Raw genomic sequence first — 25,472 nt, 5'->3', positions numbered from 1 at the left:
CAAATATGATATGGCTTTAGCGGAGGGCGCAATGGCAAAAATTAACTGGCGACATATCGAAATTTTTCACGCGGTGATGACCAGCGGCAACCTGACGCAGGCGGCGACGCTGCTGCACACCTCGCAGCCAACGGTAAGCCGCGAGCTGGCGCGGCTGGAGCAGCAGCTCGGCTTGCAGCTGTTCGAGCGGGTGCGCGGACGCTTGCAGCCGACGGTGCAAGGCCTGCGGCTGTATGAAGAGGTGCAGCGCTCGTGGTACGGGCTCGATCGCATTATGGATGCCGCCGAAGGGCTGCGGCAGTTTCGTCAGGGCGAACTGTCGATCGCCTGTTTGCCGGTGTTTTCCCAGTCGCTGCTGCCGCCGCTGCTGCAGCCCTTTATGCAGCGCTATCCGCAGGTCAGCCTGAATATCATTCCGCAGGAGTCGCCGCTGCTGGAAGAGTGGCTGTCGGCGCAGCGCTACGATCTGGGTCTGACCGAAACCCAGCATGCGCCCGCCGGCACCGAGCTTCTGCCGCTGCTGACCTGCGATGAAGTGTGCGTGCTGCCGCCACAGCATCCGCTGTGCCAGCGCGCGGTGCTGACGCCGCAGGATTTCCACGGCGAGAACTACGTCAGCCTGTCGCGCAGCGATAGCTATCGCCAGCTACTGGATTCGCTGTTTCATGAGCAGGAGGTGGAGCGACGGTTGGTGCTGGAGACGCACAGTGCGGCGTCGGTGTGCGCGATGGTGCGCGCGGGCGTGGGGATTTCGATTGTGAATCCGCTGACGGCGCTTGATTACGCCGCCAGCGGGGTGGTGATGCGTCGCTTCAGTATCGCCGTGCCGTTTACCGTCAGTCTGGTGCGGCCACAGCATCGACCGGCTTCAGCGCTGGTCGATCACTTCTGCGACCACCTGCAACAGCAAGTGGCCGCGTTTCCACAACGTATTGCCGATCAATTAGCTTAAGCGTTAACAGCCTCGCCCTGCCCACCCGATTTGCGGAAGGTAATCAGGCAGATCACCAAACCGATGACTGCCAGCGCGGCTGCAGCAACCGGCACCGACGTCAGGCCGTAACCTTTCTCGATCACCGCGCCGCCGACCCACGCACCGAGCGCGTTCCCGACGTTGAAGGCGGAGATGTTGAGCGTGGAAACCAGGTTTGGCGCATCTTTACCGTGGCGCACCACGTTAATCTGCAGGCCTGGCACGGTGGCAAAGGTCGCCATCGCCCACAAGAACAGGGTGATCTCCGCCAGCCACAGCGCATGGCTGGTCCAGCTGAACAGCAGCGAGAACAGCGCAATCAGCACAAAGCTGAGGATCAGGCTAAACGACACTTTCCAGTCGGCCAGCTTGCCGCCGAGGATATTGCCGACGGTTAAACCGGCACCGATCAGGAACAGCGTCCAGCTCACACCACGATCCGAGATGCCGGTCACCTGCAACAGCAGCGGAGCGATGTAGCTGAACAGCGCAAACATCGCGGCGGCAAAGAATACCGTCATCAGCAGCGACAGCCACAGTTTGCCATTCGCCAGCGCGCTGATTTCACTCGCAAGATGCACCGGCTTCTCTTCTTTGTTGTTCGGCAGGCTAACAATCAGCGCGATAAAGGCGAAGATGCCGATAATCGCCACGCCCCAGAAGGTGGCGCGCCAGCCAAACATCTGACCAAACCAGGTGCCGAGCGGCACGCCAAGCACGTTAGCCAGCGTCAGGCCGGTGAACATCAGCGCCACGGCAGAAGCCTGACGACTCGGTGCCACCAGACTCGCCGCGACCACCGCGCCAATGCCGAAGAATGCGCCGTGACACAGTGCGGTCACCACACGCGCCAGCATCAGCAGGTTGTAGGTGTAGGCCAACGCACAGAGCACGTTGCCGATGATGAAGATAATCATCAGCAGAATCAGCGTCTTTTTCCGCGGCAGTTTGGCGGTCAGCAGCGCCATGATCGGCGCGCCGATGGCCACGCCCAGCGCGTAACCGCTGATCAGCCATCCCGCCGAAGGAATGGTCACCTGCAGATCGCCCGCCACGTCCGGCAGTAATCCCATGATGACGAATTCCGTGGTGCCGATGGCGAACGCACTCAGCGCCAGCGCCAGTAATGCAACAGGCATAACACACTCTCCCAAATATTTTTTGCAGGCAGGCCGCACGGCGAACGCAGTGCGGTTACAACGGACGCTTATTAAAATTTGAACTGCGTCACATTGTTATTAAAGCATAGCCTTTTCACCGCAACCACCCCGCGCGCCGCAAGGCTATGTTGCGCCTGCAGCAATAATCGCAGCGTGGGAAAATGACGGCAGCGAACCATTGAGACAGATTGATGTTTCCGCGCTACGCTTGAAGCAGGTTGTGATCGCTGTCACAGCAGCACAGCTTTTGACGCTAAATCAATCAGTAAAGGATGGACGAGCACTGCCGATACCTCAATGGATTGCCCGGTTATGCGGTGTCAAAAATCGAGGGGAGAGCGTATGCGATGGCTCATCGCGCTAACGGTTGGCTGCCTGAGTGGCTGCTCTGTTGGGCACTACGAATACAGTAAAGAAGCAGCAAAACGCGTTGATATGACCGTGACCGGCATTCCCACCGTGCTGGGCATTGGTGCGCTCGGCACCACCATTCCTCTCACGCCCGAATACAGCCTGACGGCGGCGCACGTGGCGAAGTATTCGCTGTATCGGGTGAAAGCCTGGCATCCTGAGTGTGATATTGCGGTGGTGTACCACAAGAACAGTGAAGCCAATCTGCCGCCGCCGTTTCGTAATAGTCATATTGGCGACAACGTGAATTTATATGGCTACAGCTTTATTTCGGCGATGCCGGTGGCATCGAGCGGTAAGAATCTGATCAATACCACGCTGGCGAATGACTGGAATAAGGCCAGCTGTGTGGTGGTAGCGGCTAATGCTGGCGTGGTGAAAGGCATGTCCGGCGGTGCGGTGTATAACGCCAGCGACGATACGCTGGCGGGAGTGATTGTCGGTTATAGCAGCCAGATTGATGACAATAAGAGCGGTAAGACGCTGTTTAAGAATGTGGCGCTGTATGTGCCGTATGCGCGGTTCCAGGCGTGGCTGGATGGGGTGGTGAAGTCGTAGATTTGCTGCGGGCTGATTGAGATTGTGCTGGCTGTCCCCCATCCCGGTCGGTGCTGGCTGTCCCCCTCCTCGGTCCTCCCCCATAAATGGGGGAGGAAGATGCTGCAATATGATAGTTGGGGAGCTGCATGTGGCAGCGTCTCCTTCCCCCATTAATGGGGGAAGGCCGGGATGGGGGACAGCATGCACAGTCAAGCCGGAACCCACGCGCCCTGCAGCTGCACCTGCGGGAAGCCATCGGTCAGAATACGCAGTTCAGCATCGCGCGGCGTGTTGTCGCCCTGCCCCTGAATGCTGACGATATCCTGCGGGCAGGCGGAGAACGCCACCAAACAATCCATCTCGGCGCGCAGCACAATATAGTCGCCCGGCTTAGTCACCACCGGCAGCGTCTTCAGCGTGATGCCGTCCGGCTGCACCTGAATATTCATAAAAATATTAAACGATGCCAGATTGCCGTGCGGCAGCGTCACGCCCAGCTCGCTCATGCCTTCAAACAGGTTGTCATGGCAGTTGCGATGCGGTTCAGTGCAACCCAGCAACTCATAACGTCGCGCATCGCAGGCGGCCATAAAGGTGTCGTGCACGCCCGGCGAGGTATCCGCCACCAGCGTCAGAATCGGGTGGCGCTGGCTGGTAATAAAGCTGTCGCCCACTTTCGGATTGAGACGCTGATTCCACACCCGCGTCGCCTCCATACACATATATTCACTCACATCCTCAGCGTTATACGCCCAGCAATCCACCACCTGGGTGCCGTGCAGGTTGATCACCTGTACCGCTTCCCCCTTCTTCAGTCGCACCGCTTTACCAAAGCGCGCCGGAATAGTTATCACTTCACGATGCTGAAATTCCGCTGACATGTTGTTCTCCACATTAGTGCTGCATGGCGCGACGGTAGCGCGTCATGCGAGATTCAAGACCGCGCGCCAGCCAGTCGATCGCGCTGTTGAGCAGCCAGTAACAGAGCGCCACGGTGAGATAGATCTCCAGCGGCGCGTAGGTATCCGAAATCGCCTGTTTGGCGGCGTACATAAACTCTTGCACCGAGACAATCGACAGCAGCGCCGAGTCTTTAATCAAACCGATCATCAGCCCCACCAGCGGCGATAACATCTGCGGCAGGGTTTGCGGCAGCACCACATCGCGCAGCTGTTCGCTACGGCTTAAGCCGAGCACGCGGCACGCTTCCCACTGCCCTTTCGGCAGCGCATCAATAGCCGAGCGGATCACCTGCGCGATATAGGGCGCGTAGTAGAGCGTTAGCGCCAGCACGCCCACCACCGGTGACGACAGCGTGATGTCATATTCCGGCAGCACAAAGTAGAGCAGATAGATCACTACCAGCAGCGGCAGCGCGAGAGTTAAGCCGCTGTAAAGATTGAGCAAACGCAGCCAGAACGGCGAGGCGCGCATCAGCAGTACGGCCAGCAGCGCGCCCCATAGCAGCGAACAGAGCGCCGCCACCAGACAGAGCTGCAGGGTAGCGACCAGGCCGTCAGCCAGCGACGGCAACGAGGTGGTAATTGCCTGCCAATCCATTACGCCATCCTCCGTTTCGCTTCCAGACGTCGCGCCGCCGCAATCAACGGCATGGCGATTAGCAGGTAACCCGCCGCCACCAGCAGCAACACCTGAGTGGCTTCGTAGGTGCGGGCGATAACGATCTGTCCGGCATAGGTCAGTTCGGTCAGCGCCACCACCGAGGCCAGCGGCGTGGTTTTCAGCAGAATGGTGAATTCATTGACCAGCATCGGCAGGCTGGCGCGCATCACCTGGGGATTAATCACATACCACCAGCTGAGAAAACGGCTCAACCCCAGCGTGCGCGCGGCTTCAAGCTGGCCGCGCGTCACCAGGCTGCGATTAACGCGCAGGATTTCCGCCACGTATGCGCCGCTGTTGAGGCCGATGGCAATTACCGCCGCCAGCATCGGCTGCCCACCCAATCCCAGCCGTGGCAGCGTGAAAAACACCACAAACAGCTGCACGATCGCTGGCGTGCCGCGCATCACACTGACGTAGCTGCGGCCGATGGCGCGCCAGATCCAGGCTCGGCGCAGCTGCAGGTAGCAGCCGAGCTGCCCCATTACCACGCTGACTAACGACGCCAGCACGGTGAGCATCAGCGTCATTAGCAGTCCGCGTCCGAGTTCCGGCAGCGCGGCCACCACCTGTTGATCCAGCCCCATGCGTTACTCCGCGTTAAAGTCGTGCAGGTTTTCCGCCACCGACAGCAGCAGCGGCGCGGGCTTATCGTTACCCTCAATGCCGGTGTTGCAGGCGGAGACGATGAATTCCGTATCCATCACCACGCGGCAGGTAATGCTGTCGCCGGCTTTGGTCAGATTGGTTTCCGGCAGAATATCGCCCTCGCGCGTGAGCTTGACGTGCATAAACAAGTTGATCGGATCCGGCAGCTTCGGCACCACCCGACCAAGACGCGCCAGCTCGCCGCGCACACCCTCAACGCAACCTTCGCCCTGATAGCCGCGCTCGGCGAGAAACGCGGTGGTAGATGCCGGTAGCAGCAGGTCGTGACGCTTTACGCTGTCTTTGCCCAGCACCATCATCGGACGGCGACGGTTATTCACCAGACGCATACCGGAACCCAGCAGATAACTGTTGCTGAACACCCGCGTATGGTGCACCGACAACCATACGGCGGAATCGGCAAGGCTAAAGCCAAACAGCGACGCAACGGCACCTTCGCCCAGCGCGGTGATGCGCAGTAGCTGACCGCGCAGCACGCGAATCGAACCCACGCTGCCCGCCGCAACCTGCACCGGTTCAGCCAGCGTGCGCACGGCGGTTTCTTCATAACTTTCACGCATTAACAGCATGATTCATCTCCTGAGCGTGAAAATGGTCGCTGACCACGATGTCAATTGGCGTCACCTGCAGGCCGTTGCCGGGAATGATGTCCTGCGGGCAGGATGACACCGAGCAGATCAGGTCGCACAGCGCTTCAAAGGTGATGCTATCGCCCGCGACGCTGTTGGGATCGGTGACTTCCATGCGGCCATCGGCGGTGACCGGGCCGTTCTGGAACAGGTTGAACGGTTCCGGCAGCGAGAAGTAGGTCACGCCAAATGCCTTCATCCCCTCCAGCAGGTTATCAACGCAGTTGCGATGCCCTTCTACGCCGAAATCGACGCTGAAACGGGTGCGATCGCACGCCGGTACGTTGGCATCGTGAATGCCGATGCTGTCGGCAAGAATGCGCAGCATCGGGCGGTTTTCACTCGACCACAGCGCATCGCCGGGTTTGAAGAACAGCGAACGCAGCTGCTGGCGCGTATGGACCGGCGACAGCTTCTCGTTGAGATCGTCGGCGTTTACCGCGACGAAATCGGCCGCCTGCTGCCCTTCGCTATCAATCACGGTAATGAACTGGCCTTTACGCACGCGGAAGGTTTTGCCAAAGCCGGCGGGCACCGTCAGGTTGGACTGGCACATAATTACTCCTGCGGAATGAAGTCGCTGGCGGGTACGGTGAAGGTGGTGCCGAGATACTGCTGCTGCAGTTTGGTCAGCTCGCCATCTTTCTGCATCGCCAGGATATGCGCGCTAATCGCCTGGTTCAGGCTGCCATCTTCTTTACGCGTCGCCCAACCCATCCACTGCGATGGGCCGACTTCGCCCACCTGCGCCACTTTACCGGCGTATTTTTTCGCTACTGGCGCCAGTACCGAGATGTCGTCATAGACGAAATCGGCGCGTTTAGTCATCAGCGTGCTGACGGTTTGATCCAGCGAATCAACGTTAATAATGGCGATCGGTTTTTTGCCCTCTTTCTTCAGCTGCTCGTTAAAGCCTTTCAGCAACTGCTCCGGCACGCTGGCGGTTTTCACCGCGCCGCGCAGGCCTGACAAGCTTTCCGGGCTGAGGGTTTTGCCACTGAACGCTTTGGCTGTGTCTTCACGCACCAGCACGCCGTTAACGGTTTTGCTGTACGGCACAGTGAACAGCACTTTCTTCGCGCGTTCAGCAGTGATGTTGAGGGAAGAACCTTCGGCGTTGAACGAGCCAGAGATCAGCCCCGGCAGAATGCCGCTGAAGGCAGTTTTCTGAAACTCCAGTTTCACACCGAGATCTTTTGCAAAGGATTGCATGATCGCCACGCTGTAACCGGTGATCTCACCTTTGTCATCGGTGTATTCATAGGGAGGAAAGGTTGGATCGATACCGACGGTGATTTTGCCGCTGCTTTTGATGTCGGCCAGCGTATCGGCTTGCGCCTGCGCCATGGTGCCAACGGAAAGAAGTGCGGCGATCAGCAGTGCTGTTTTTTTCATTATGGTGTTTCCCTGGTGTTGGTGAAATGTCTTTTTCTACTGAGCATGTTTTGTGCCAGTTTTTTCACCACTGCGCAGAGCGCATAACGCCAGATCAATCTTTAGTGAATAAAATCAACTGGAAACAATTGTTTCTTAATTTTTATTTTTAATTTCTTAGGTTTCACTGACGGGCGGGACGGCGGCTATTGCTGGAGAGAGAGTTGGCAGGATTGCACTGTTTTGGAGCGACTTCTGGCGCAAAATGCGCCAGCACGGCGCACTATTCAAGCTCGTCGAGGGATTGGTGCAGCGCTTCAATTTGCGCGAGATGATCGTTGCTGGCTTTACCCATTTGTCGGGCCACCAATGAACAGAGCAGATTGCACACGCCAGAGAGCGCGGCGGTGCTGTCGAAGATCAGGCTGCTGTCGGTGTGGCAGCGGATCACCCATTGCGCGTGACGCACCGGTTTGCCGGAGAGCACATCGGCGATATACAGCATCGGGACATTGCGCTCGGCCAGCGCGTTCATTGCCGCTTCCAGCGCCGGCATGCGTCGCCGCAGACCGACGCAAATCACCACATCTTCCGCCGTCAGCGCCGCCATATGCTCCGCCAGCGAATCGCCGGGACGCGGCAGCAGACGGACATCGGAATGAATATGAATCAGGTCGCGGTAGATCAGATGGGCGATGGTTTGGCTGTGGCGCCAGCCCATCACCACCACGCGCCGCGCCGCGCTGATGGCGGTAACCGCTTGCTGCAGCTGTTCGCTATCCAGCGTGCGATAGCTGTTGACCAGGTTGGCGATCTCTTTTTCCAGGTGCTGCTGCATGATGCTGGCCAGCGGTGATGCGCTGGGCGCCGGTTGCAGGTAGAGTGGCGAACCGCTGCTCTGCATCTCACGCGCCTGGCGACGTGCGGCTTCATAGCTTTCATAACCAAGATGGCGGAAGAAACGCGTGGTGGTGGCTTTCGAGACGCCGGCGCTGTGCGCCAGTTCGGTGGCGGTGTTCATGGCTAACTGGCCAGGTGCGGCAAGAAGCACATCGGCTAAGCGCTGTTCATGGCTGGAGAGTTGATCCCAGTGCTGACGAATCCGGCCCTCTAACGTTGCCGCTTTTGCACTCATGGTGATTCCCTGAAAATGAAAAAAACCATCCTGCACAGAGCGTGCCGGGTTGTCATCAGGAATTTTGTGTTGGGGGGAGTGTGCTGGCTGTCTCACTACTCGGTCTGTGCTGGCTGTCTCACTACTCGGTCTGTGCTGGCTGTCCCCCATCCCGGCCTTCCCCCGCAAGCGGGGGAAGGAGACGCTGCCACATGCAACTCAGAACTAACATGTGGCAGCATCTTCCTCCCCCACTTGTGGGGGAGGACCGAGGAGGGGGACAGCAGGCACCGAATTACTTACCGGTCGGGCGCAGTGCCGGGAACAGGATTACGTCGCGGATGGTGTGGCTGTTGGTAAACAACATCACCATACGGTCAATACCAATACCCAAACCTGCGGTTGGCGGCAAACCGTGCTCCAGCGCGGTGACGTAGTCTTCGTCGTAGAACATCGCTTCGTCATCACCGGCATCTTTCGCATTCACCTGCTGCAGGAAACGCTCAGCCTGATCTTCTGCATCGTTCAGCTCCGAGAAGCCATTACCGATTTCACGGCCGCCGATGAAGAACTCGAAACGATCGGTGATTTCCGGGTTCTCGTCGTTACGACGCGCCAGCGGAGAAACCTCAGCCGGATATTCAGTGATGAAGGTTGGCTGAATCAGGTGTGCTTCGGCGGTCTCTTCGAAGATCTCCGTGACCACGCGGCCCAGGCCCCAGCTCTTCTCAACTTTGATATGCAGCGATTTGGCAATCGCCACCGCTTTATCGAAGTCTTCCAGATCGCTCAGGTCGGTTTCCGGACGGTATTTCTTGATCGCTTCACGCATGGTGAGCTTCTCGAACGGCTTACCGAAATCGAAGCTGTGATCGCCATACGGCACTTCGGTGGTGCCCAAAACATCCTGCGCCAGGGTACGGAACAGGCTTTCGGTCAGCTCGATCAGATCTTTGTAATCCGCATACGCCATATAGAGTTCCATCATGGTGAACTCTGGGTTATGACGTGGCGAAATACCTTCGTTACGGAAATTACGGTTGATCTCGAACACGCGATCAAAACCGCCTACCACCAGACGCTTCAGATACAGCTCTGGCGCAATACGCAGGTACATATCGATGTCGAGCGCATTGTGATGGGTGATGAATGGACGCGCAGAAGCACCGCCAGGAATCACCTGCATCATCGGGGTTTCCACTTCCATAAAGTCACGGTTAACCATGAACTGGCGAATGCCGGCCATGATTTTTGAGCGTACTTTGAAAGTGTTACGCGATTCGTCGTTGGAGATCAGATCAAGATAACGCTGACGATAACGGGTTTCCTGATCGGCCAGGCCGTGGAATTTATCCGGCAACGGACGCAGCGCTTTGGTCAGCAGACGCAGCTCAGAGATGTGGATCGACAGCTCACCGGTTTTGGTTTTGAACAGCTTGCCGCGCGCACCGAGGATATCGCCAAGGTCCCACTTCTTAAACTGCTCGTTGTAGACGCCTTCTGGCAGATCGTCGCGTGATACGTAGATCTGAATCTGGCCGCCAACATCCTGCAGGGTAGCGAAAGACGCTTTACCCATGATGCGGCGCGTCATCATACGACCGGCGACGCTCACTTCGACGCCGAGCGCTTCCAGCTCTTCGTTCTCTTTGGCGTCATAGCTGGCGTGCAGCAGATCTGACGTGGTATCACGGCGGAAATCGTTAGGAAACGCCACGCCTTTTTCACGCAGCGCGTTGAGTTTTTCGCGACGCGCTTTCAGTTCGTTATTTAACTCAAGGGCGGCATCAGCGCTCTGCGGTTGTTGTTCAGACATGTCGGTTCCTTATAGCCCTGCTTTTAAACTTGCTTCAATAAAACGATCGATATCGCCATCCAACACCGCCTGGGTGTTGCGGGTCTCTACGCCGGTGCGCAGATCCTTGATGCGTGAATCGTCGAGAACATAAGAACGGATCTGGCTGCCCCAGCCAATATCAGACTTGTTATCTTCCGCTGCCTGCTTGTCCGCGTTTTTCTTCTGCATCTCATATTCGTACAGCTTGGCGCGTAACTGCTTGAAGGCCTGATCTTTGTTCTTGTGCTGTGAACGGTCGTTCTGGCACTGCACCACAATGTTGGTCGGCAAGTGGGTAATACGCACCGCAGACTCGGTTTTGTTGACGTGCTGGCCGCCCGCACCGGAGGCACGGTAAACGTCGATACGCAGATCGGCGGGGTTGATATCGATATCGATGTTGTCATCCACTTCCGGGTAGATAAACACCGAACTGAATGAGGTATGACGACGGCCACCGGAATCGAACGGGCTCTTACGTACCAGGCGGTGCACGCCGGTTTCGGTACGCAGCCAGCCAAACGCGTAGTCGCCGATGATTTTAATAGTGGCGGATTTGGTACCGGCCACTTCACCGTCTGACTCTTCGATGATTTCGGTTTTGTAGCCTTTGGCTTCGGCCCAGCGCAGATACATACGCAGCAGCATGCTGGCCCAATCCTGCGCTTCGGTGCCGCCGGAACCGGCCTGAATATCCATGTAGCAATCAGCGCTGTCATATTCGCCGGAGAACATACGACGGAACTCCAGTTCGCCCAGCTTCACTTCCAGTGCATCCAGCTCGGCCACGGCTTCATTGAAAGTCTCTTCGTCGTCGGCTTCTACCGCCAGATCCAGCAAGCCCTGCACATCTTCCAGGCCCTGACGCATGTGATCTAAGGTTTCTACCACCGCTTCCAGGGAAGCGCGTTCTTTACCCAGCGCTTGTGCGCGCTCAGGTTCGTTCCAGACGTCAGGCTGTTCCAGCTCGGCGTTTACTTCTTCAAGGCGTTCTTTCTTGGCATCGTAGTCAAAGATACCCCCGAAGAACGTCGCTGCGTTCACTGAGGTCCTGAATACGATTTTTGACCGGATTAATTTCAAACATGGCTTTTCAGTCTTTTTTGACGATTCGGTGAAAGGAGATAAAAACTAACGCGCTAGTTTACCCGAAAGTGTGCGTACTTTGTAGCATTGCACGCGGCTGACGAAGGTATCTGTCAACGAAAAGAAAAAAAGTTCGCCTACTTCTGGAAAGCTCCCCGCACGACCCTTTCCAAAAATCCTCCGCTGGCCCAACAGCTTCAGGCACCGCTTAAGAAATTTCGTATAAATCCCGGATAGTTAATGCCGAATGCATTTATTAAAGATCATGATTTTTAAGGCAATTTCATCAAAAATACTGCGTGAGAAATTTCCTGCAATAAAGCAGAAGCGTCTCAAATAACGCCATTAAGCAGCTGATACTTCGACCATCAATTTATGCGTCCGCCTTTATCATTTTGCTCAGTGACTATCCCCTATCCAGCATCACTACCGTCCCGATCGTTTGTCACCACGCCCGCCAGGAACGCGCCGCCCCGACAAGGAACGACACCGTAATCAGCGCCCGTTAACGTGAGCGGGCACGACATGTCCTGAGAGACATGAAGGAGCATTGATGTATACCGGTTTGCGCACTTCACCACGCTTACTTGCCTGGTTAATTCCCTTGTTACTCACCGCCTGTGGCGGCGGTGGAGGCGGCGGCAGTTCGGCCCCCTCACCCACTACCGGCACGCCTAAACCGCCGGAGCAGCCCAGCAGCGCGGCTAATGCCAGCAAAGTGGGCATTATTGATTCGGGATTGTCGCCGGATCGCAGCGAAATCAACTACGCCAACGTGCATTTCGCCAGCTATGTCGGCGGTGGCTCCGGCTTAAATGATAATCAGGGGATTAACGGTCACGGCACGGTGGTGGCGCTGACGCTGCTGGGTTTGTCATCCAGCAGCGCGCTGTACGTGGCTCAGGGATCGCAGAATAATCTGTTTAACTATGATGACACTGAGCGCGCGGTTAACGGCCTGCTGAGTCAGGGCGTGCGCGTTTTCAATATGTCGTTTGCCTCAACCGAGCGCCTGACCACGGCGCAGGCGTTAACTGATGCACAGCCGCGCTATCAGGTGCTGGTGCAAAGCCTGCGCGCTATTGCCGCCGCTGACGGTCTGGCGGTAGTGATCACCGGCAACGGAGGTACCTCAACCCCTTCCCCTAATGCCCAGCTACCGCTGATTTATCAGGAGAGTACGCTGCAAAAAAACATGCTGGCCGTCACCGGCGTGATGGACAGCACTTCCTATGACACGGCAAATCGCGCTCCATTAACCGGCCCGTTTGATGCCTGCGGCAATGCTGCGGCCTGGTGTCTGAGTGCGCTCGGTTATACCGATTATCGCTTCCAAAATACCGATGGCAGCGGGTCAAACGTGCGTAGCTACGGCACCTCGTTTGCTGCACCACGTGCCGCAGCGGCGGCCTCGCAGGTGTTACAGCGCTTTCCGTGGATGAGCGGCTACAACCTGCAGCAAACCCTGCTGACGACCGCCAGTTACCGCAGCGATGCTTACGCGAACGGGGCGGATAGCGCCAACGGGCGACCTTACAACGACACCTTCGGCTGGGGCGATCTCAACCAGGCCAAAGCGCTGAACGGTCCGGCGATGTTCTGGGCCGATGATTTTCATGCCAGCCTCGATGGCGGTCGTTATCAGTTTTCCAATGCAATTAGCGGCGACCATGGATTAGTGCTGGACGGCACAGAGCGTGGCGGCGTACTGCAGTTAACTGCGAATAACAGCTATCTCGGCCAGACGCGCGTCGCAGCCAACACCTTGCTGATCGCGGGGGCTATCACCGGAAGTGCCAGCGTCAGCGGCAGCGGCACCCTGGGCGGCAGCGGCGTGATTGGCGGCAGCCTGCTGAATCAGGGCTCGGTTAACGGCGGCTTACAGGTACAAGGCGATTATCAGCAAGGCAGCAACGGCGCGCTGAATATCGCGCTGGATAGTCCGCTGCGCGTCGCAGGCCACTCGACGCTGGATGGCACGCTGAATCTTGCGCCGCCCTCATCGGCCTATGTGGTGAAACAGCAGGAGACGCTGCTGACCAGCGATGCGGGCGTCAGCGGGCAGTTCAGCCAGGTGAACACCGGCGTATTCCTTGAGGGTTCCGTCAGCTATAACGCCACTAGCGTTAGCGGCCAGCTTACTCGCAAAAATACCGCTGCTACTGCGGCGGCACTTGGCTTAAGCGCTGCCAGCACGCAGCAAACGGCGGCCAATCTGGAGCAGGCATTCAGCGTGGCGGATAACTGGCAGCAACAGGGTTCGCTCAGCCGCTCACAGCAGAGTGCGCTGGGTGCCGCTGGTGCATTCCAGACGCTGGCCGATGCCAGCAGCGCGCAATCCGCTCTCAATTCGCTTTCCGGCCAGGCGCACGCCTCCAGCAACGCGGTGCTGTTTAATGCGCTGGATAATCAAACGCGTCTGCTGAGCAACCGCATCGCCGATGCCAGCGCCGATAAGCGTTACGGATTCTGGCTGGAGAGCGGCCAACTACGCGGTTCGCTCAATCAGGATGGCTATCTCGGCAGCGATTATCGCAATACCTTGACGGCCTTAGGCGTAGACAGTGATTTGGGCATTTCCGGTCTGCGCGTAGGTGTGGCCTGGACGCAGAATCAGATCGATTCAACATACGATCAAACCGGCGGCACCAGCCGCAACCGCCTGCAGGGCGCCATGCTTTATGGTCGTTACGACCTGACGCCGGCATGGTATCTGCAGGGCAATCTTAGCTACCAACACGGCCGCGATGAGTTAAAGCGTCTGGTGCTGCTGGATGAGGCCGCACCGGTCTCCTCCACCACCAGCAGCAACAGCTGGCAGGCGGCGCTGCAAAGCGGCTATCGCTGGATGATTGAGGATAATTATCGCCTGGAACCGTATCTCGGCTGGCGTGAAACCGGGCTGGAAACCGGCGCGTTTACCGATAAAGGCAGCGCGTTCGGCTTGAGCGGCGACGGCGATAGCTATCATCGCAGCGTCGGTTACAGCGGCTTGAATCTCAGCGCACGACAGGATTGGTCGGCGAATTGGTGGAGCATGTTGAGTCTGTATGGCGAATATCAGTACGCGCTGAACAATCCGTCAATGGATGTCAGCGCGCGCTGGAGCGGTTTTGGCGCTGAACAGAATAGCTTCCAGATTCCCGGCATGCAGCTCGATCGCCGTTCGCAGTGGTTAGGCGTACGGTTGGACGTGGTGCAAGCGGCGCGCGCGCGGCTGTTCTTGCGTGCCGATCAGCACTTCGCCGATCGCGGTGACGAGAAAGTGCTGCGCGGCGGCGTGGATGTGAGTTTCTGAAAAGCGTTATGAAGGTCAAAAGAGCGCGATAAAACGCGCCGCTACAAATACGTGCAAATTTTGTAGCGGCGCAATTCATTGCGCGATGCAACTGATGCAACCTACATCGGCCAGATGTGATCGATGATCAACTGTACTGAACGGTTGCCGCGGTACTCGTTAATATCCAGCTTATAGGCCAGCTGCACCTGACGCACGCTGCTGTCCGGCCACAGCGTGGTATCCACGTTGAAGGCAATGCCATCTAATAGCGGGCCGCCACCGAGCGGCTCGACCATCACTTTTAAATGGCGCTCGCCCACCAGCCGCTGTTGCAATAGCTTGAACTTGCCATCAAACACCGGTTCCGGGAACGCCTGGCCCCACGGACCGGCTTCGCGCAGCATTTCAGCGGTGTGCAGCGTAAACTCCTGCGCGTGCAGCTCGCCATCAGACCAAATCACGCCCTGCAACGCTTCACCATCCAGCCACTCATCAATCAGTGCGGCAAAACGCTCACGAAATTGCTCATACTTTTCGCTTTGCAGTGACAAACCGGCCGCCATGGCGTGGCCACCAAACTTGATCATCATGCCGGGGTACAGCGTATCGAGACGCTCCAGCGCATCGCGCAGATGCAAACCGGCGATCGAGCGACCGGAGCCCTTCAGCGTGCCGTCACCGGCGGGTGCGAAGGCGATCACCGGACGATGGAAACGCTCTTTGAGACGCGACGCGAGGATGCCCACCACGCCCTGATGCCACTCCGGATGGTAGAACGCCAGGCCCAGCGGCAGATCGGTGTGCTGACGCTCCAGTTCATCACACAGCGCCAGCGCTTCGCTCTTCATGCCCTGCTCAATCTCTTTACGCGTCTGATTGAGCGCATCAAGTTCATTAGCCAGCATGCGTGCCTGAGAAATATCCTCGGTGAGCAGCAGCGCCACGCCGACCGACATATCATCCAGGCGACCGGCGGCGTTGAGGCGCGGACCGACGGCAAAGCCAAGATCACTGGCGGCGAGCTGACGGGCATCGCGGTTGGCGATCTCCAGCAGCGCGCGGATACCGGCGCGGCATTTGCCCGCGCGGATGCGACTTAAGCCTTGCCACACCAGAATGCGATTATTGGCATCCAGCGGCACCACATCCGCCACCGTACCCAGCGCCACCAGATCGAGCAGTTCCGCCAGGTTCGGCTCCGCGCGGCCATCGCTAAACCAGTTTTGCTGACGCAGATGCGCACGCAGCGCCAGCATCAGATAGAAGGCAACGCCGACACCCGCCAGCGAGCGCGAAGGAAATGCGCTGTCATGAAGATTGGGGTTCACAATCGCTTCGGCGGCAGGCAAGGTTTCGCCCGGCAGATGGTGATCGGTAACCAGCACCGGAATACCATGCTGATGTGCGGTATCAACACCGGCATGCGAAGAGATGCCGTTATCGACGGTGAGGATCATCTCCGCACCGCGCGCTTTGGCCTGCTCGACCACTTCCGGACTTAATCCGTAGCCATCTTCGAAGCGGTTCGGCACCAGGTAATCAACGTTGCCGCCCAGGCTGCGCAACGCCAGCACGGTTAACGCCGTACTGGTGGCGCCATCGGCATCGAAATCGCCCACCACCACAATGCGCTTGCCCGCTTGCAGCATCTGATGCAGCAGCGTTACTGCGGCTTCAATCCCCCCCAGCGTTTGCCACGGTAGCAAGTGTTTGGCGCCGCGCTCCAGCTCCTGCGCGTCTTTAACGCCGCGCTGCAGATATAAGCGACGCAGCAAAGGCGGTAAATTAGCAGGTAAGCTGGCGTCGGCCTCGGCTTCACGCCGACGCAGTTCAACAGAGTGCATCACTGTGCGTTAACCGCCACGCTTCTGACCGTCGAGCACTTGCTTCAGCTCTTGCGGTCCCTGATAGCCGGGAATCATCATGCCGCTATCGGTAAGAATGGCTGGCGTGCCCTGAATCCCAAACAGGATGCCGAGTTTGTACTGCTGCTCAATATTGATTTTGCAGGTAGCCGGCGCATCCATCTGCGGCGCATCGCCTTTCATCGCGGCATCAAAGGCTTTTTTACGATCGGCGCTGCACCAGATGGCGCGCATGGCTTTTTCCACCTGGCCATTCAGACCTTCACGCGGGAAGGCGAGATAGCGCACGGTGATGCCAAGCGCGTTGTAGTCCGCCATCTGCTCATGCAGCTTGCGGCAGTAACCGCAGGTGATGTCGGTGAACACGGTGATTACGTGCTGCTCTTTCGGTGCTTTGTAGACAATCATGTCTGGCGCCAGCGCGCTGACTTTTTTGTCCAGCAGCTGGTTGGTGACGTTGACCGGCTGGCTGCCGCTGACATCATACAGCGGGCCCTGAATCATATGCTTGCCGTCTTCGGAAACGTACAGCACGCCGCTCTCGGTCAGCACGGTTTTCATGCCTGGCAGCGGTGACGGCAGGATTTCCGCCTGCTGCAGCCCAATTTTCTTCAGGGTTTGCTGAATGGCATTGTCATCGGCGTGTGCCAATCCAGTGAATGCACTGACCAGCAGAGCCAGCATCGTAAGCTGCTTTTTCATCTTAAATCCTTGTTACCGCAACTCAAGCGCGCGGATGATGCTGTTGATGTAACAGACGCAGACGCTCGGTAGCGACGTGCGTATAAATTTGCGTAGTCGAGAGGTCGCTGTGGCCCAGCAACATCTGTACGACGCGTAAATCGGCGCCGTGGTTCAGTAAATGTGTGGCAAATGCGTGGCGCAGCACGTGCGGCGACAGTTTTTCGCTATCGATACCGGCAAGGGTCGCATAGTGTTTAATGCGATGCCAGAAGGTCTGCCGCGTCATTTGCTGCGCGCGCTGGCTGGGGAACATGACGTCCAGCGTTTGCCCATTCAGCAACCACGGCCGGCCATGTTCCATATAGTATTCAATCCAGTAAACCGCTTCTTCACCTAACGGCACAAGGCGCTCTTTGTTGCCTTTACCGATTACGCGCACCACGCCCTGGCGCAGGCTAATATCGCTGATGGTTAACCCGACCAGTTCCGTGACGCGCAATCCGGTGGCGTACAGCAGCTCCAGCATCGCTTTGTCACGCAGTTCGAGTGGTACATCAATACTCGGCGCCTGCAGCAGGCGCTCGACCTGATTCTCGCTGAGATCTTTCGGCAGACGCTGCGGCAGCTTTGGCGCGGCAAGCAGCGCGCTGGGATCGTCGCTGCGCACTTTTTCCCGATAGAGATATTGGCAAAGGCGGCGGATGGCGCTGAGGGTGCGCGCCGAGCTGGTGGCCTTATAGCCGCCCTCAACGCGCTCGGCGAGAAACTGCTGCAAATCAAGCGCTTCCAGCGTTAGCAGCGTGCGATCGTGATGATGCAGCCAGCCGGTGAGCGTCTGGAGATCTTGCCGGTAGGAGGCGAGCGTGTTCTGCGCCAGATTACGTTCAATCCAAAGCGCATCGAGAAACTGTTCGATCAGATCGCTGTCCTGCACTGTTATCTCCGCCGTGTGAAATCGTGCTCATTATGCCTGAATGTAGCCTGCTTCTGGTACAATTGCCCCCGAGTCAGTTTCAGTCAGAGCATTAATTGCATGAATATTGGTCTATTTTACGGTTCCAGTACCTGTTACACCGAGATGACGGCGGAGAAGATTCGCGACTTTATCGGCGAAGAGTTAGTCACGCTGCACAATCTGAAAGATGACGATCCGTCGCTGATGGAGCAGTACGATCTGCTGATCCTCGGGATTCCAACGTGGGATTTTGGTGAGCTGCAGGAAGATTGGGAAGCGATTTGGCCGCAAATCCCGGCACTGAATCTGCGCGGTAAAATCGTGGCGCTATATGGCATGGGCGATCAGGGCGAGTACGCCGAATGGTTCCTTGATGCGCTAGGCATGTTGCACGAATTGCTGCAGCCGATGGGCGTGCAGTTTGTCGGCTACTGGCCGCTGGAAGGCTACGAGTTCACCAGTAAAAAACCGCTGACCGCTGACGGCTCGCAGTTCGTTGGTTTAGCGCTTGATGATGTGAACCAGTTCGACCTGAGCGATGAGCGCGTCGAACAGTGGTGCGAACAGATTCTGACCGAAACCGCAGCGCTGCTTTAAGGCAGCGTTTGCCCATCACGCAGAAAACAGCAGGCGCGCAGCGTGCGCCATTCCCCGGGCGGCAGGCTATCGTGCATCAACCACAGCCGCCAGCGTTTCCCCTGCTGATTACGCAATACCAGCAACACGCCATACGGCAGCCAATCCGCTTTACGTTGGGCTTGCCAGCGTACGCCGCGCCACAGCCAATCGCCCTTTACGTCCAGCGTCAGGAAACCCACGCGCTGCACTAAGCGCCGTTCATTACGCCAGCACTCCGCCAGCAGTAACAATAAGATGGCCGCTTTGCCCCACGCCCATTCGTCAGGCCAGCTTAGGCTCAGCAGCAAACCGGCACACAGCAGCGACAGCGTCACATTCAGCGCGCGCGCACTGGGTGACGCCCGCAAATTACATTGCCACCGGACCGCGTTCACGGTTGCGCTGCTGAATCAGTTTCACCATACGTTTGAACTCGGGATCCACCGGTTCGCCGTGATTCATCAACCAGTTGAACAGGTCCGGATCGTCACTCTTCAGCAGGGCAATAAACACCTGCTTATCGGTATCGTTCAGCGAATCATATTCGTATTTGAAAAACGGCATGATAGCGATATCCAGCTCCAGCATGCCGCGACGGCACGCCCACTGGACGCGGGCTTTGTCATTAATTTCCATGTCTCTCATTCCATGGCTAAAAACAGTGGGGCTCAGTGTACCTGCTTTTTTTTCTCGCTGCAGGCGCTGTGCTTATCCCTGTGCAATGTCACGGCGTTACGGCCCCTGATTTGCAAAGGACATCACGCGATTTGTGCGCCAGATTCAGTAAACAGGTTGCAAAGCCGCACTGCTCTTTTACCATTGCTACCTATTACCTCATTAATCAGGAAAGACATATGTCGATTTTTACCCTTCCACCCCGCCAGCCCGCTGCTTCGTCACGCCTGCCTTTAACCCTGATTTCGCTCGACGAATGGGCGTTGGTTAAGGTGCAGGGCAATGACAGCACGTCTTATCTGCAAGGTCAGTTAACGTTGGACGTCGCCGCCATGGGCGCAACGCAACATCGCCCGGCCGCGCACTGCGACGCCAAAGGCAAAATGTGGAGCAATATTCGCCTGTTCCATCGCGGCGAAGGTTACGCTTACACGGTGCGTCGTAATCTGCGTGAGCAGCAGCTTACCGAACTGAAGAAATACGCGGTGTTCGCCAAAGTGACCATCGTGGCCGATGATGATGCGGTACTGCTGGGCGTCGCCGGTTTTCAGGCGCGCGCCGCGCTGGCGAATCTTTTCAGCACCCTGCCCGATGCAGAAACACCGGTTGTACAGCACGGCGAGAGTACGCTGCTGTGGTTTGCACATCCTGCTGAGCGTTTCATGCTGGTGACGACGCCAGAGCAAGCGAATGTGTTGAAAGAGAAGCTGGCGGGGGAAGCGCAGTTCAACGACAGCCTGCAATGGCTGGCGCTGGATATCGAAGCTGGCATTCCAGTGATTGAAAGCACCACCAGCGCGCAACTGATTCCACAAGCCACTAACCTGCAGGCGCTGGATGCCATCAGCTTTAAAAAAGGCTGTTACACCGGCCAGGAGATGGTGGCGCGTGCCAAATTCCGCGGTGCGAACAAACGTGCGCTTTACTGGCTGGCAGGCAAAGCCAGCAAAGTGCCGGAAGTGGGTGGTTCACTTGAGCTGCAGATGGGCGATAAGTGGCGCCGCACCGGCACAGTCTTGAGCGGCGTGCAGTTGGATGATGGCAATGTGTGGGTGCAGGTGGTGATGAACAACGATCTGGAACCGGATAGCGTACTGCGCGTGGAAGGTGACGAAAGTGGCCAACTGACGATTCAGCCACTGCCGTATTCATTGGCTGATTGATTGCCGCTGTTTTAATCCGGGTGCGCCTGAATGCGCACCCGACGAAATCCGCGCGGTTCTGTTATAGGGGCGCCATTCAGGGCGACCGGGACCACAAGCTACATCACATAAAAATAGATAGCGCAGAAGTGCAGCACGCTGCCGCCCAGCACGAAGCCATGCCAGATGGCGTGACTGTATGGAATACGGCGCGAGACGTAAAAAATCACGCCGAGCGAGTAGACAACCCCTCCGGCTGCCAGCAGCCAAATCCCGCCCGGCGACAGCTTAATCGCCAGTTGATAAATCACCACCAATGACAGCCATCCCATACCGAGATAGGTCACCAGCGACAGCGCTTCAAAGCGATGGGCAAAGGCGATTTTGAACAGGATGCCCATCAGCGCCAGGCCCCAGATCACCGCCATCAATCCCTGTGCCAGCGGCGAATTGAGCCCGACCAGCAAAAATGGCGTGTAGGTGCCCGCAATCAACACGTAGATGGCGCAATGGTCAAATTTCTTCAGCCAATATTTGGCTTTCTGATGTGGAATAGCGTGATAAAGAGTTGAAGCGAGATACAGCAAAATGATGCTACCGCCGTACAAACTGTAACTGGTAATTGCGGTAAGGTTAGCTTGAGATTCAACGGCTTGGGTTAGCATTAACACCAGTCCGATGATGCCGAAAATGCAGCCAATTCCGTGACTAATACTATTGGCGATCTCTTCAGCCAATGAATAGCCCTGGGCCATAATTCGGTTTTGTGCCATGAAGGGGATTCCTGAACAACGGAAAAAGCGAGTGTGCTATTTCTGAGCAATCAGAGTAACGAAGATAAATTTCAGTGTACACATGTACGCTAAAATAAATCTGTCAGCGGGTGTGAACGGCTTGAACTCAATTTTGGCTGCATTAACGGGCATCGGTCGCCATGAATGGCGACCCTACGATATTCAGATATGGTTTTGTCGATACAGTAATATTGGGCTGTTTTTTTGGATCGGCATTTGTGCCGAGCAGGTTAATTATCTGCCGCCAGCGGCGTCAATAAAGGTGCCCGTCACGTACGACGCAGCATCGCTCGCCAGCCAGACAATCGCTTCGGCTATCTCTTCAGCCTGGCCGCCACGCCCCATCGGCAACGCGCTGGCAAGACGATCCACTCGGCCCGCTTCGCCGCCATCGGCGTGCATTTCGGTATAAATCAGGCCCGGTCGCACGCTGTTAACGCGGATTCCGTGCGCCGCCACTTCCAGCGATAAGCCTTTGGTTAGCGTATCCATCGCCCCTTTTGACGCGGCGTAATCCACATACTCACCCGGCGCACCGAGACGTGACGCGGCGGATGATACATTGACGATGGCGCCACCTTTGCCGCCATGATGCGTACCCATGCGTTTTACCGCCTCGCGGCAGCAAATAAAGGTGCCGGTGACGTTGGTGGCGAACACGCGCTGAATTCGCTCGGCATCTAACTCTTCTACCCGACATTGAGTAAACAAAATGCCGGCATTATTCACCAGCACCCGCAGCGCGCCGTCTTGCTCATCCAGTTGGGCAAACATGCGCATCACCTGCGCCTCATCAGCGATATCGGCCTGCAGCGCAAAGGCGCTTCCGCCCTGTGCTTCAATTTCTGTCACTACCGCAGCCGCTTCAGCTGCACGCTGACGATAGTTAATCGCTACACGATAACCAGCCTGCGCCAGCAATAAGGCGGTTGCACGTCCAATCCCGCGACTGCCGCCCGTTACCAAAGCCAGATCCATTTTTGCCTCCAAAAAAAAGGGCCGAATAATCGGCCCTTTTCATAAATACTCCCCATAACTTTAGCCTAAATAATTTGCGCTGCAGCAAGGCGGTGAACTCGTTCATCCCCGGAAGCTTACTTCGGTAAGTGACCGGGGTGAATGAGCGCAGCCAACGCCGCTAAGGCTCAAAGTATGACGGCTAAATTACTGGTATTCGCTCATGGGTACACACGAACAGAACACGTTGCGGTCACCAAATACATCGTCCAGACGTTTAACGGTCGGCCAGTATTTGTTAGCGCTGCCTGCCGGGAACACCGCCAGCTCGCGGGTGTAAGGATGTGCCCAGTCGCCGACGATTTCCGTCTGCGTGTGCGGCGCGTTAACCAGCGGGTTATCTTCCAACGGCCATTCGCCATCGGCTACGCGGTCGATCTCCATGCGGATTGCCAGCATCGCATCGATAAAGCGATCCAGCTCGATTTTGCTTTCCGATTCCGTTGGCTCAACCATCAGCGTGCCCGCTACCGGGAATGACATGGTTGGGGCGTGGAAACCGTAATCGATCAGACGCTTGGCGATATCCAGTTCGCTAATGCCGGTTTGCTCTTTCAGCGGACGAATATCCAGAATACATTCGTGCGCCACGCGACCATCGCGGCCCGCATAGAGAATGGGATAAGCCGATTGCAGACGGCTGGCGATGTAGTTGGCGTTCAAAATCGCTACTGAACTCGCTTGCTTCAGGCCTTCCGCGCCCATCATGCGGATATACATCCAGCTGATTGGCAGAATCGATGCGCTGCCGAAAGGTGCCGCAGAAACCGCGCCCTGCTGCGTCAGCACGCCATCAATTTGTACCACGCTGTGGCCCGGAACAAACGGCGCCATGTGCGCTTTCACGCCGATTGGCCCCATGCCTGGACCGCCACCGCCGTGCGGGATACAGAAGGTTTTATGCAGGTTGAGGTGCGAGACATCCGCGCCGATGTAACCTGGCGTGGTGATTCCCACCTGCGCATTCATGTTAGCGCCGTCAAGATACACCTGGCCGCCGTGCTGATGCACAATCTGGCACACTTCGCGAATGGTCTCTTCGTAAACGCCGTGTGTTGACGGGTAAGTCACCATGATGCACGACAGCTGCTCGCCGACCTGTGCGGCTTTCTCACGCAGATCGCCGAGGTCGATGTTGCCTTGTTTATCGCATGCCACCACCACAACGGACATACCGGCCATTTGTGCAGACGCCGGGTTGGTACCGTGTGCCGAGCTTGGAATCAGGCAAACATTGCGGCCGCCTTCATTGCGGCTTTCGTGGTAACGACGAATCGCCAACAGACCCGCATATTCACCCTGCGCGCCGGAGTTTGGCTGCATGCACAGCGCGTCATAGCCGGTTAGCTGTACCAGCCATTGCGACAGCTGAGCAATCATCTGCAGGTAACCCGACGCCTGCTCAGCCGGGCAGAACGGATGCAGCTCAGCAAATTCTGGCCAGGTGATCGGAATCATTTCCGCCGCGGCGTTGAGTTTCATGGTGCACGAGCCGAGTGGGATCATCGCCTGGTTCAGCGCCAGATCCTTTTTCTCCAGGCTGTGCATATAACGCATCATCTCAGTTTCGCTGTGATGACGATTGAACACCGGATGCGTCAGGAAGGCGCTCTCACGCACCTGACCGGCTGGGATGGCGCTGTTTTCCGCCGCAACTGCCGTATCCAGTGCATCAATATCCTGGCCATGCGCATCGCCCAGCAGAATGGCGAACAGCGCCAGCACGTCTTCACGCGTGGTGGTTTCATCCAGCGTAATGCCCACGGCATTATGGATGTCACTGCGCAGATTGACGCCAAAGCTCAGTGCACGGTTCAGCACCGCTGCTTTATCAGCGACTTCTACCGTCAGCGTATCGAACCAGCTGTTGTGGCGCAGTTTCAGACCGCCATTTTGCAGGCCAGCGGCCAGAATGCTGGTCAGACGGTGAATGCGGGAAGCAATGCGCTTCAGGCCAACCGGGCCGTGATACACCGCATAGAGACCGGCGATATTCGCCAGCAGCACCTGCGATGTACAGATGTTGGAGTTGGCTTTTTCACGACGAATATGCTGCTCGCGGGTTTGCATCGCCATGCGCAGCGCGGTGTTACCGGCGGCATCGCGTGATACGCCAATGATACGTCCAGGCATTGAGCGCTTGTGTTCGTCGCGGCTGGCGAAGAACGCAGCGTGTGGTCCGCCGTAACCCATTGGCACGCCGAAACGCTGGGCCGAACCAAAGACGATATCTGCGCCCTGCTTGCCTGGCGCTTCTAACTGCACCAGCGCCATAAAGTCTGCCGCGACGCTCACCACCACTTTGCGGTTTTTCAGCTCGGCAATCAGTGAACGGTAATCGTGCACTTCACCGTGCGTACCAACCTGCTGCAGCAATACGCCGAACAGATCGTCGTGATCTAATGCTTTATCAACGCTATCGATAATCAGTTCAAAACCAAAGGTTTCGGCACGCGTGCGCACCACATCCAACGTCTGGGGATGGATGTCATTGGCGATAAAGAATTTAGTGGCGTTTTTCAGTTTGCTAACACGTTTGGCCATCGCCATGGCTTCTGCAGCGGCGGTGGCTTCGTCCAGCAGTGATGCGGAAGCGATGTCCAGACCGGTCAGATCCAGCGTCAGGGTTTGGAAGTTCAGCAGCGCTTCAAGACGCCCCTGCGACACTTCTGGCTGATACGGCGTATACGCGGTGTACCAGCCCGGATTTTCCAGCATGTTACGTAGGATAACCGGCGGCGTAATTACCGCGCTGTAGCCCATGCCGATCCAGGATTTGTAGCGTTGATTCTGACTGGCAATGGCCTTCAGCTCTGCCAGCGCTTGCTGCTCGGTCGCGGCGTCGCCAACCGCAGGCGGGCCTGGCAGCTGGATGTCGGCCGGGACGATAGAGCTAATCAATGATGAGAGCGAACTGGCACCAATCGCTTTCAGCATTAAGGCCTGTTGTTCCGGCGTAGGACCGATGTGGCGCTCAATGAAAGCACCGTTATGTTCGAGCTGGCTGAGAGTCTGGGTCATTTGCA

23 protein-coding genes are annotated in these 25,472 nt (G+C 57.2%); 5 read left to right on the top strand and 18 right to left on the bottom strand.

Annotated elements, in window-relative coordinates; translation table 11 throughout:
- Positions 1-31: 31 nt before the first annotated feature.
- Positions 32-952: a LysR family transcriptional regulator gene (locus tag WFL93_RS19915; protein WP_336778871.1), complete on the top strand. Its 921-nt coding sequence runs from the start codon at positions 32-34 to the stop codon at positions 950-952.
- Here the strand turns inward: WFL93_RS19915 and WFL93_RS19910 are convergent.
- A complete protein-coding gene (locus tag WFL93_RS19910; RefSeq protein WP_049852609.1) occupies positions 949-2,112 on the bottom strand; it encodes an MFS transporter in 1,164 nt (387 codons plus the stop codon). The two genes, WFL93_RS19915 and WFL93_RS19910, sit on opposite strands and share 4 nt — an antisense overlap.
- A 363-nt stretch (positions 2,113-2,475) precedes the next feature.
- Here WFL93_RS19910 and WFL93_RS19905 point away from each other — a divergent pair, with 363 nt between their 5' ends.
- The gene (locus tag WFL93_RS19905) at positions 2,476-3,102 is read left to right on the top strand and encodes a hypothetical protein (protein ID WP_007894153.1); all 627 of its coding nucleotides are present in this window, start codon (positions 2,476-2,478) and stop codon (positions 3,100-3,102) included.
- A 191-nt stretch (positions 3,103-3,293) separates the two neighbouring features.
- On the opposite strand, the gene WFL93_RS19900 is transcribed toward WFL93_RS19905, so the two are convergent.
- The 9 genes from WFL93_RS19900 to prfB form a co-directional block, all read right to left on the bottom strand.
- Complete coding sequence (locus tag WFL93_RS19900; RefSeq protein ID WP_007890262.1) at positions 3,294-3,965, bottom strand: DUF1989 domain-containing protein; 672 nt, start codon at positions 3,963-3,965, stop codon at positions 3,294-3,296.
- A 13-nt stretch (positions 3,966-3,978) separates the two neighbouring features.
- Entirely contained in the window at positions 3,979-4,644 is a 666-nt protein-coding gene (locus tag WFL93_RS19895; RefSeq protein ID WP_049852608.1) for an amino acid ABC transporter permease, read from the bottom strand.
- The gene (locus WFL93_RS19890; protein ID WP_336778870.1) at positions 4,644-5,294 is read right to left on the bottom strand and encodes an amino acid ABC transporter permease; all 651 of its coding nucleotides are present in this window, start codon (positions 5,292-5,294) and stop codon (positions 4,644-4,646) included. Before WFL93_RS19890 ends, WFL93_RS19895 begins: the two co-directional genes overlap by 1 nt.
- A gap of 3 nt (positions 5,295-5,297) precedes the next feature.
- Positions 5,298-5,945, bottom strand: a complete 648-nt coding sequence (locus tag WFL93_RS19885; protein ID WP_336778869.1) for an urea carboxylase-associated family protein — start codon at positions 5,943-5,945, stop codon at positions 5,298-5,300.
- On the bottom strand, positions 5,929-6,561 hold the full coding sequence (locus tag WFL93_RS19880; protein ID WP_007890266.1) for a DUF1989 domain-containing protein: 633 nt from the start codon (positions 6,559-6,561) through the stop codon (positions 5,929-5,931). Before WFL93_RS19880 ends, WFL93_RS19885 begins: the two co-directional genes overlap by 17 nt.
- Before the next feature lie 2 nt (positions 6,562-6,563).
- On the bottom strand, positions 6,564-7,400 hold the full coding sequence (locus tag WFL93_RS19875) for a transporter substrate-binding domain-containing protein (RefSeq protein ID WP_336778868.1): 837 nt from the start codon (positions 7,398-7,400) through the stop codon (positions 6,564-6,566).
- A 262-nt stretch (positions 7,401-7,662) separates the two neighbouring features.
- On the bottom strand, positions 7,663-8,514 hold the full coding sequence (locus tag WFL93_RS19870) for a MurR/RpiR family transcriptional regulator (protein WP_007890268.1): 852 nt from the start codon (positions 8,512-8,514) through the stop codon (positions 7,663-7,665).
- A 274-nt stretch (positions 8,515-8,788) separates the two neighbouring features.
- Positions 8,789-10,309, bottom strand: a complete 1,521-nt coding sequence (gene lysS / locus WFL93_RS19865; RefSeq protein WP_007890269.1) for a lysine--tRNA ligase — start codon at positions 10,307-10,309, stop codon at positions 8,789-8,791.
- 9 nt (positions 10,310-10,318) lie between these two features.
- Positions 10,319-11,417, bottom strand: a protein-coding gene (gene prfB, locus WFL93_RS19860) for a peptide chain release factor 2 (protein ID WP_152929142.1) whose coding sequence is annotated in 2 segments (ribosomal slippage) — positions 10,319-11,341 and positions 11,343-11,417 — 1,098 coding nt in all. Because the reading frame shifts where the segments join, the coding sequence is not laid out codon by codon here.
- A gap of 552 nt (positions 11,418-11,969) precedes the next feature.
- On the opposite strand from prfB, the gene WFL93_RS19855 reads away from it, so the two are divergent.
- Positions 11,970-14,714, top strand: coding sequence for an autotransporter domain-containing protein (locus WFL93_RS19855; RefSeq protein ID WP_336778867.1), 2,745 nt, complete (start codon positions 11,970-11,972; stop codon positions 14,712-14,714).
- A gap of 101 nt (positions 14,715-14,815) precedes the next feature.
- Here WFL93_RS19855 and recJ read toward each other — a convergent pair whose 3' ends face one another.
- From recJ to xerD, 3 genes are read right to left on the bottom strand one after another with little or no spacing between them, the layout of a single operon-like run.
- Complete coding sequence (gene recJ / locus WFL93_RS19850; protein WP_336778904.1) at positions 14,816-16,540, bottom strand: single-stranded-DNA-specific exonuclease RecJ; 1,725 nt, start codon at positions 16,538-16,540, stop codon at positions 14,816-14,818.
- Positions 16,541-16,549: 9 nt separating this feature from the next.
- Positions 16,550-17,263 carry a bifunctional protein-disulfide isomerase/oxidoreductase DsbC gene (gene dsbC, locus WFL93_RS19845; RefSeq protein WP_336778866.1) on the bottom strand — a complete coding sequence of 238 codons (714 nt, stop codon included), beginning with the start codon at positions 17,261-17,263 and terminating at the stop codon, positions 16,550-16,552.
- A 22-nt stretch (positions 17,264-17,285) separates the two neighbouring features.
- On the bottom strand, positions 17,286-18,179 hold the full coding sequence (xerD, locus tag WFL93_RS19840) for a site-specific tyrosine recombinase XerD (RefSeq protein WP_007890274.1): 894 nt from the start codon (positions 18,177-18,179) through the stop codon (positions 17,286-17,288).
- Positions 18,180-18,278: 99 nt separating this feature from the next.
- On the opposite strand from xerD, the gene fldB reads away from it, so the two are divergent.
- Positions 18,279-18,797 carry a flavodoxin FldB gene (gene fldB, locus WFL93_RS19835; RefSeq protein ID WP_007890275.1) on the top strand — a complete coding sequence of 173 codons (519 nt, stop codon included), beginning with the start codon at positions 18,279-18,281 and terminating at the stop codon, positions 18,795-18,797.
- Here the strand turns inward: fldB and WFL93_RS19830 are convergent.
- On the bottom strand, positions 18,794-19,186 hold the full coding sequence (locus WFL93_RS19830; RefSeq protein ID WP_336778865.1) for a protein YgfX: 393 nt from the start codon (positions 19,184-19,186) through the stop codon (positions 18,794-18,796). The two genes, fldB and WFL93_RS19830, sit on opposite strands and share 4 nt — an antisense overlap.
- A gap of 1 nt (position 19,187) precedes the next feature.
- Entirely contained in the window at positions 19,188-19,454 is a 267-nt protein-coding gene (sdhE, locus tag WFL93_RS19825) for an FAD assembly factor SdhE (RefSeq protein ID WP_007890277.1), read from the bottom strand.
- A 218-nt stretch (positions 19,455-19,672) separates the two neighbouring features.
- On the opposite strand from sdhE, the gene ygfZ reads away from it, so the two are divergent.
- Positions 19,673-20,656 carry a tRNA-modifying protein YgfZ gene (gene ygfZ / locus WFL93_RS19820; RefSeq protein WP_180822406.1) on the top strand — a complete coding sequence of 328 codons (984 nt, stop codon included), beginning with the start codon at positions 19,673-19,675 and terminating at the stop codon, positions 20,654-20,656.
- Positions 20,657-20,754: 98 nt separating this feature from the next.
- On the opposite strand, the gene trhA is transcribed toward ygfZ, so the two are convergent.
- The 3 genes from trhA to gcvP form a co-directional block, all read right to left on the bottom strand.
- Entirely contained in the window at positions 20,755-21,408 is a 654-nt protein-coding gene (trhA, locus tag WFL93_RS19815) for a PAQR family membrane homeostasis protein TrhA (protein ID WP_007890279.1), read from the bottom strand.
- A gap of 255 nt (positions 21,409-21,663) precedes the next feature.
- Complete coding sequence (locus tag WFL93_RS19810) at positions 21,664-22,407, bottom strand: SDR family oxidoreductase (RefSeq protein WP_336778864.1); 744 nt, start codon at positions 22,405-22,407, stop codon at positions 21,664-21,666.
- Between the two features lie 186 nt (positions 22,408-22,593).
- Entirely contained in the window at positions 22,594-25,467 is a 2,874-nt protein-coding gene (gene gcvP / locus WFL93_RS19805; protein WP_336778863.1) for an aminomethyl-transferring glycine dehydrogenase, read from the bottom strand.
- Positions 25,468-25,472: the final 5 nt, after the last annotated feature.

The sequence above is a fragment of the Pantoea sp. USHLN256 genome (assembly GCF_037149875.1).
In the GTDB taxonomy this organism is placed as follows: Bacteria; Pseudomonadota; Gammaproteobacteria; order Enterobacterales; family Enterobacteriaceae; genus Pantoea; species Pantoea nemavictus.
This window is presented reverse-complemented; position numbering and strand designations above follow the sequence as displayed.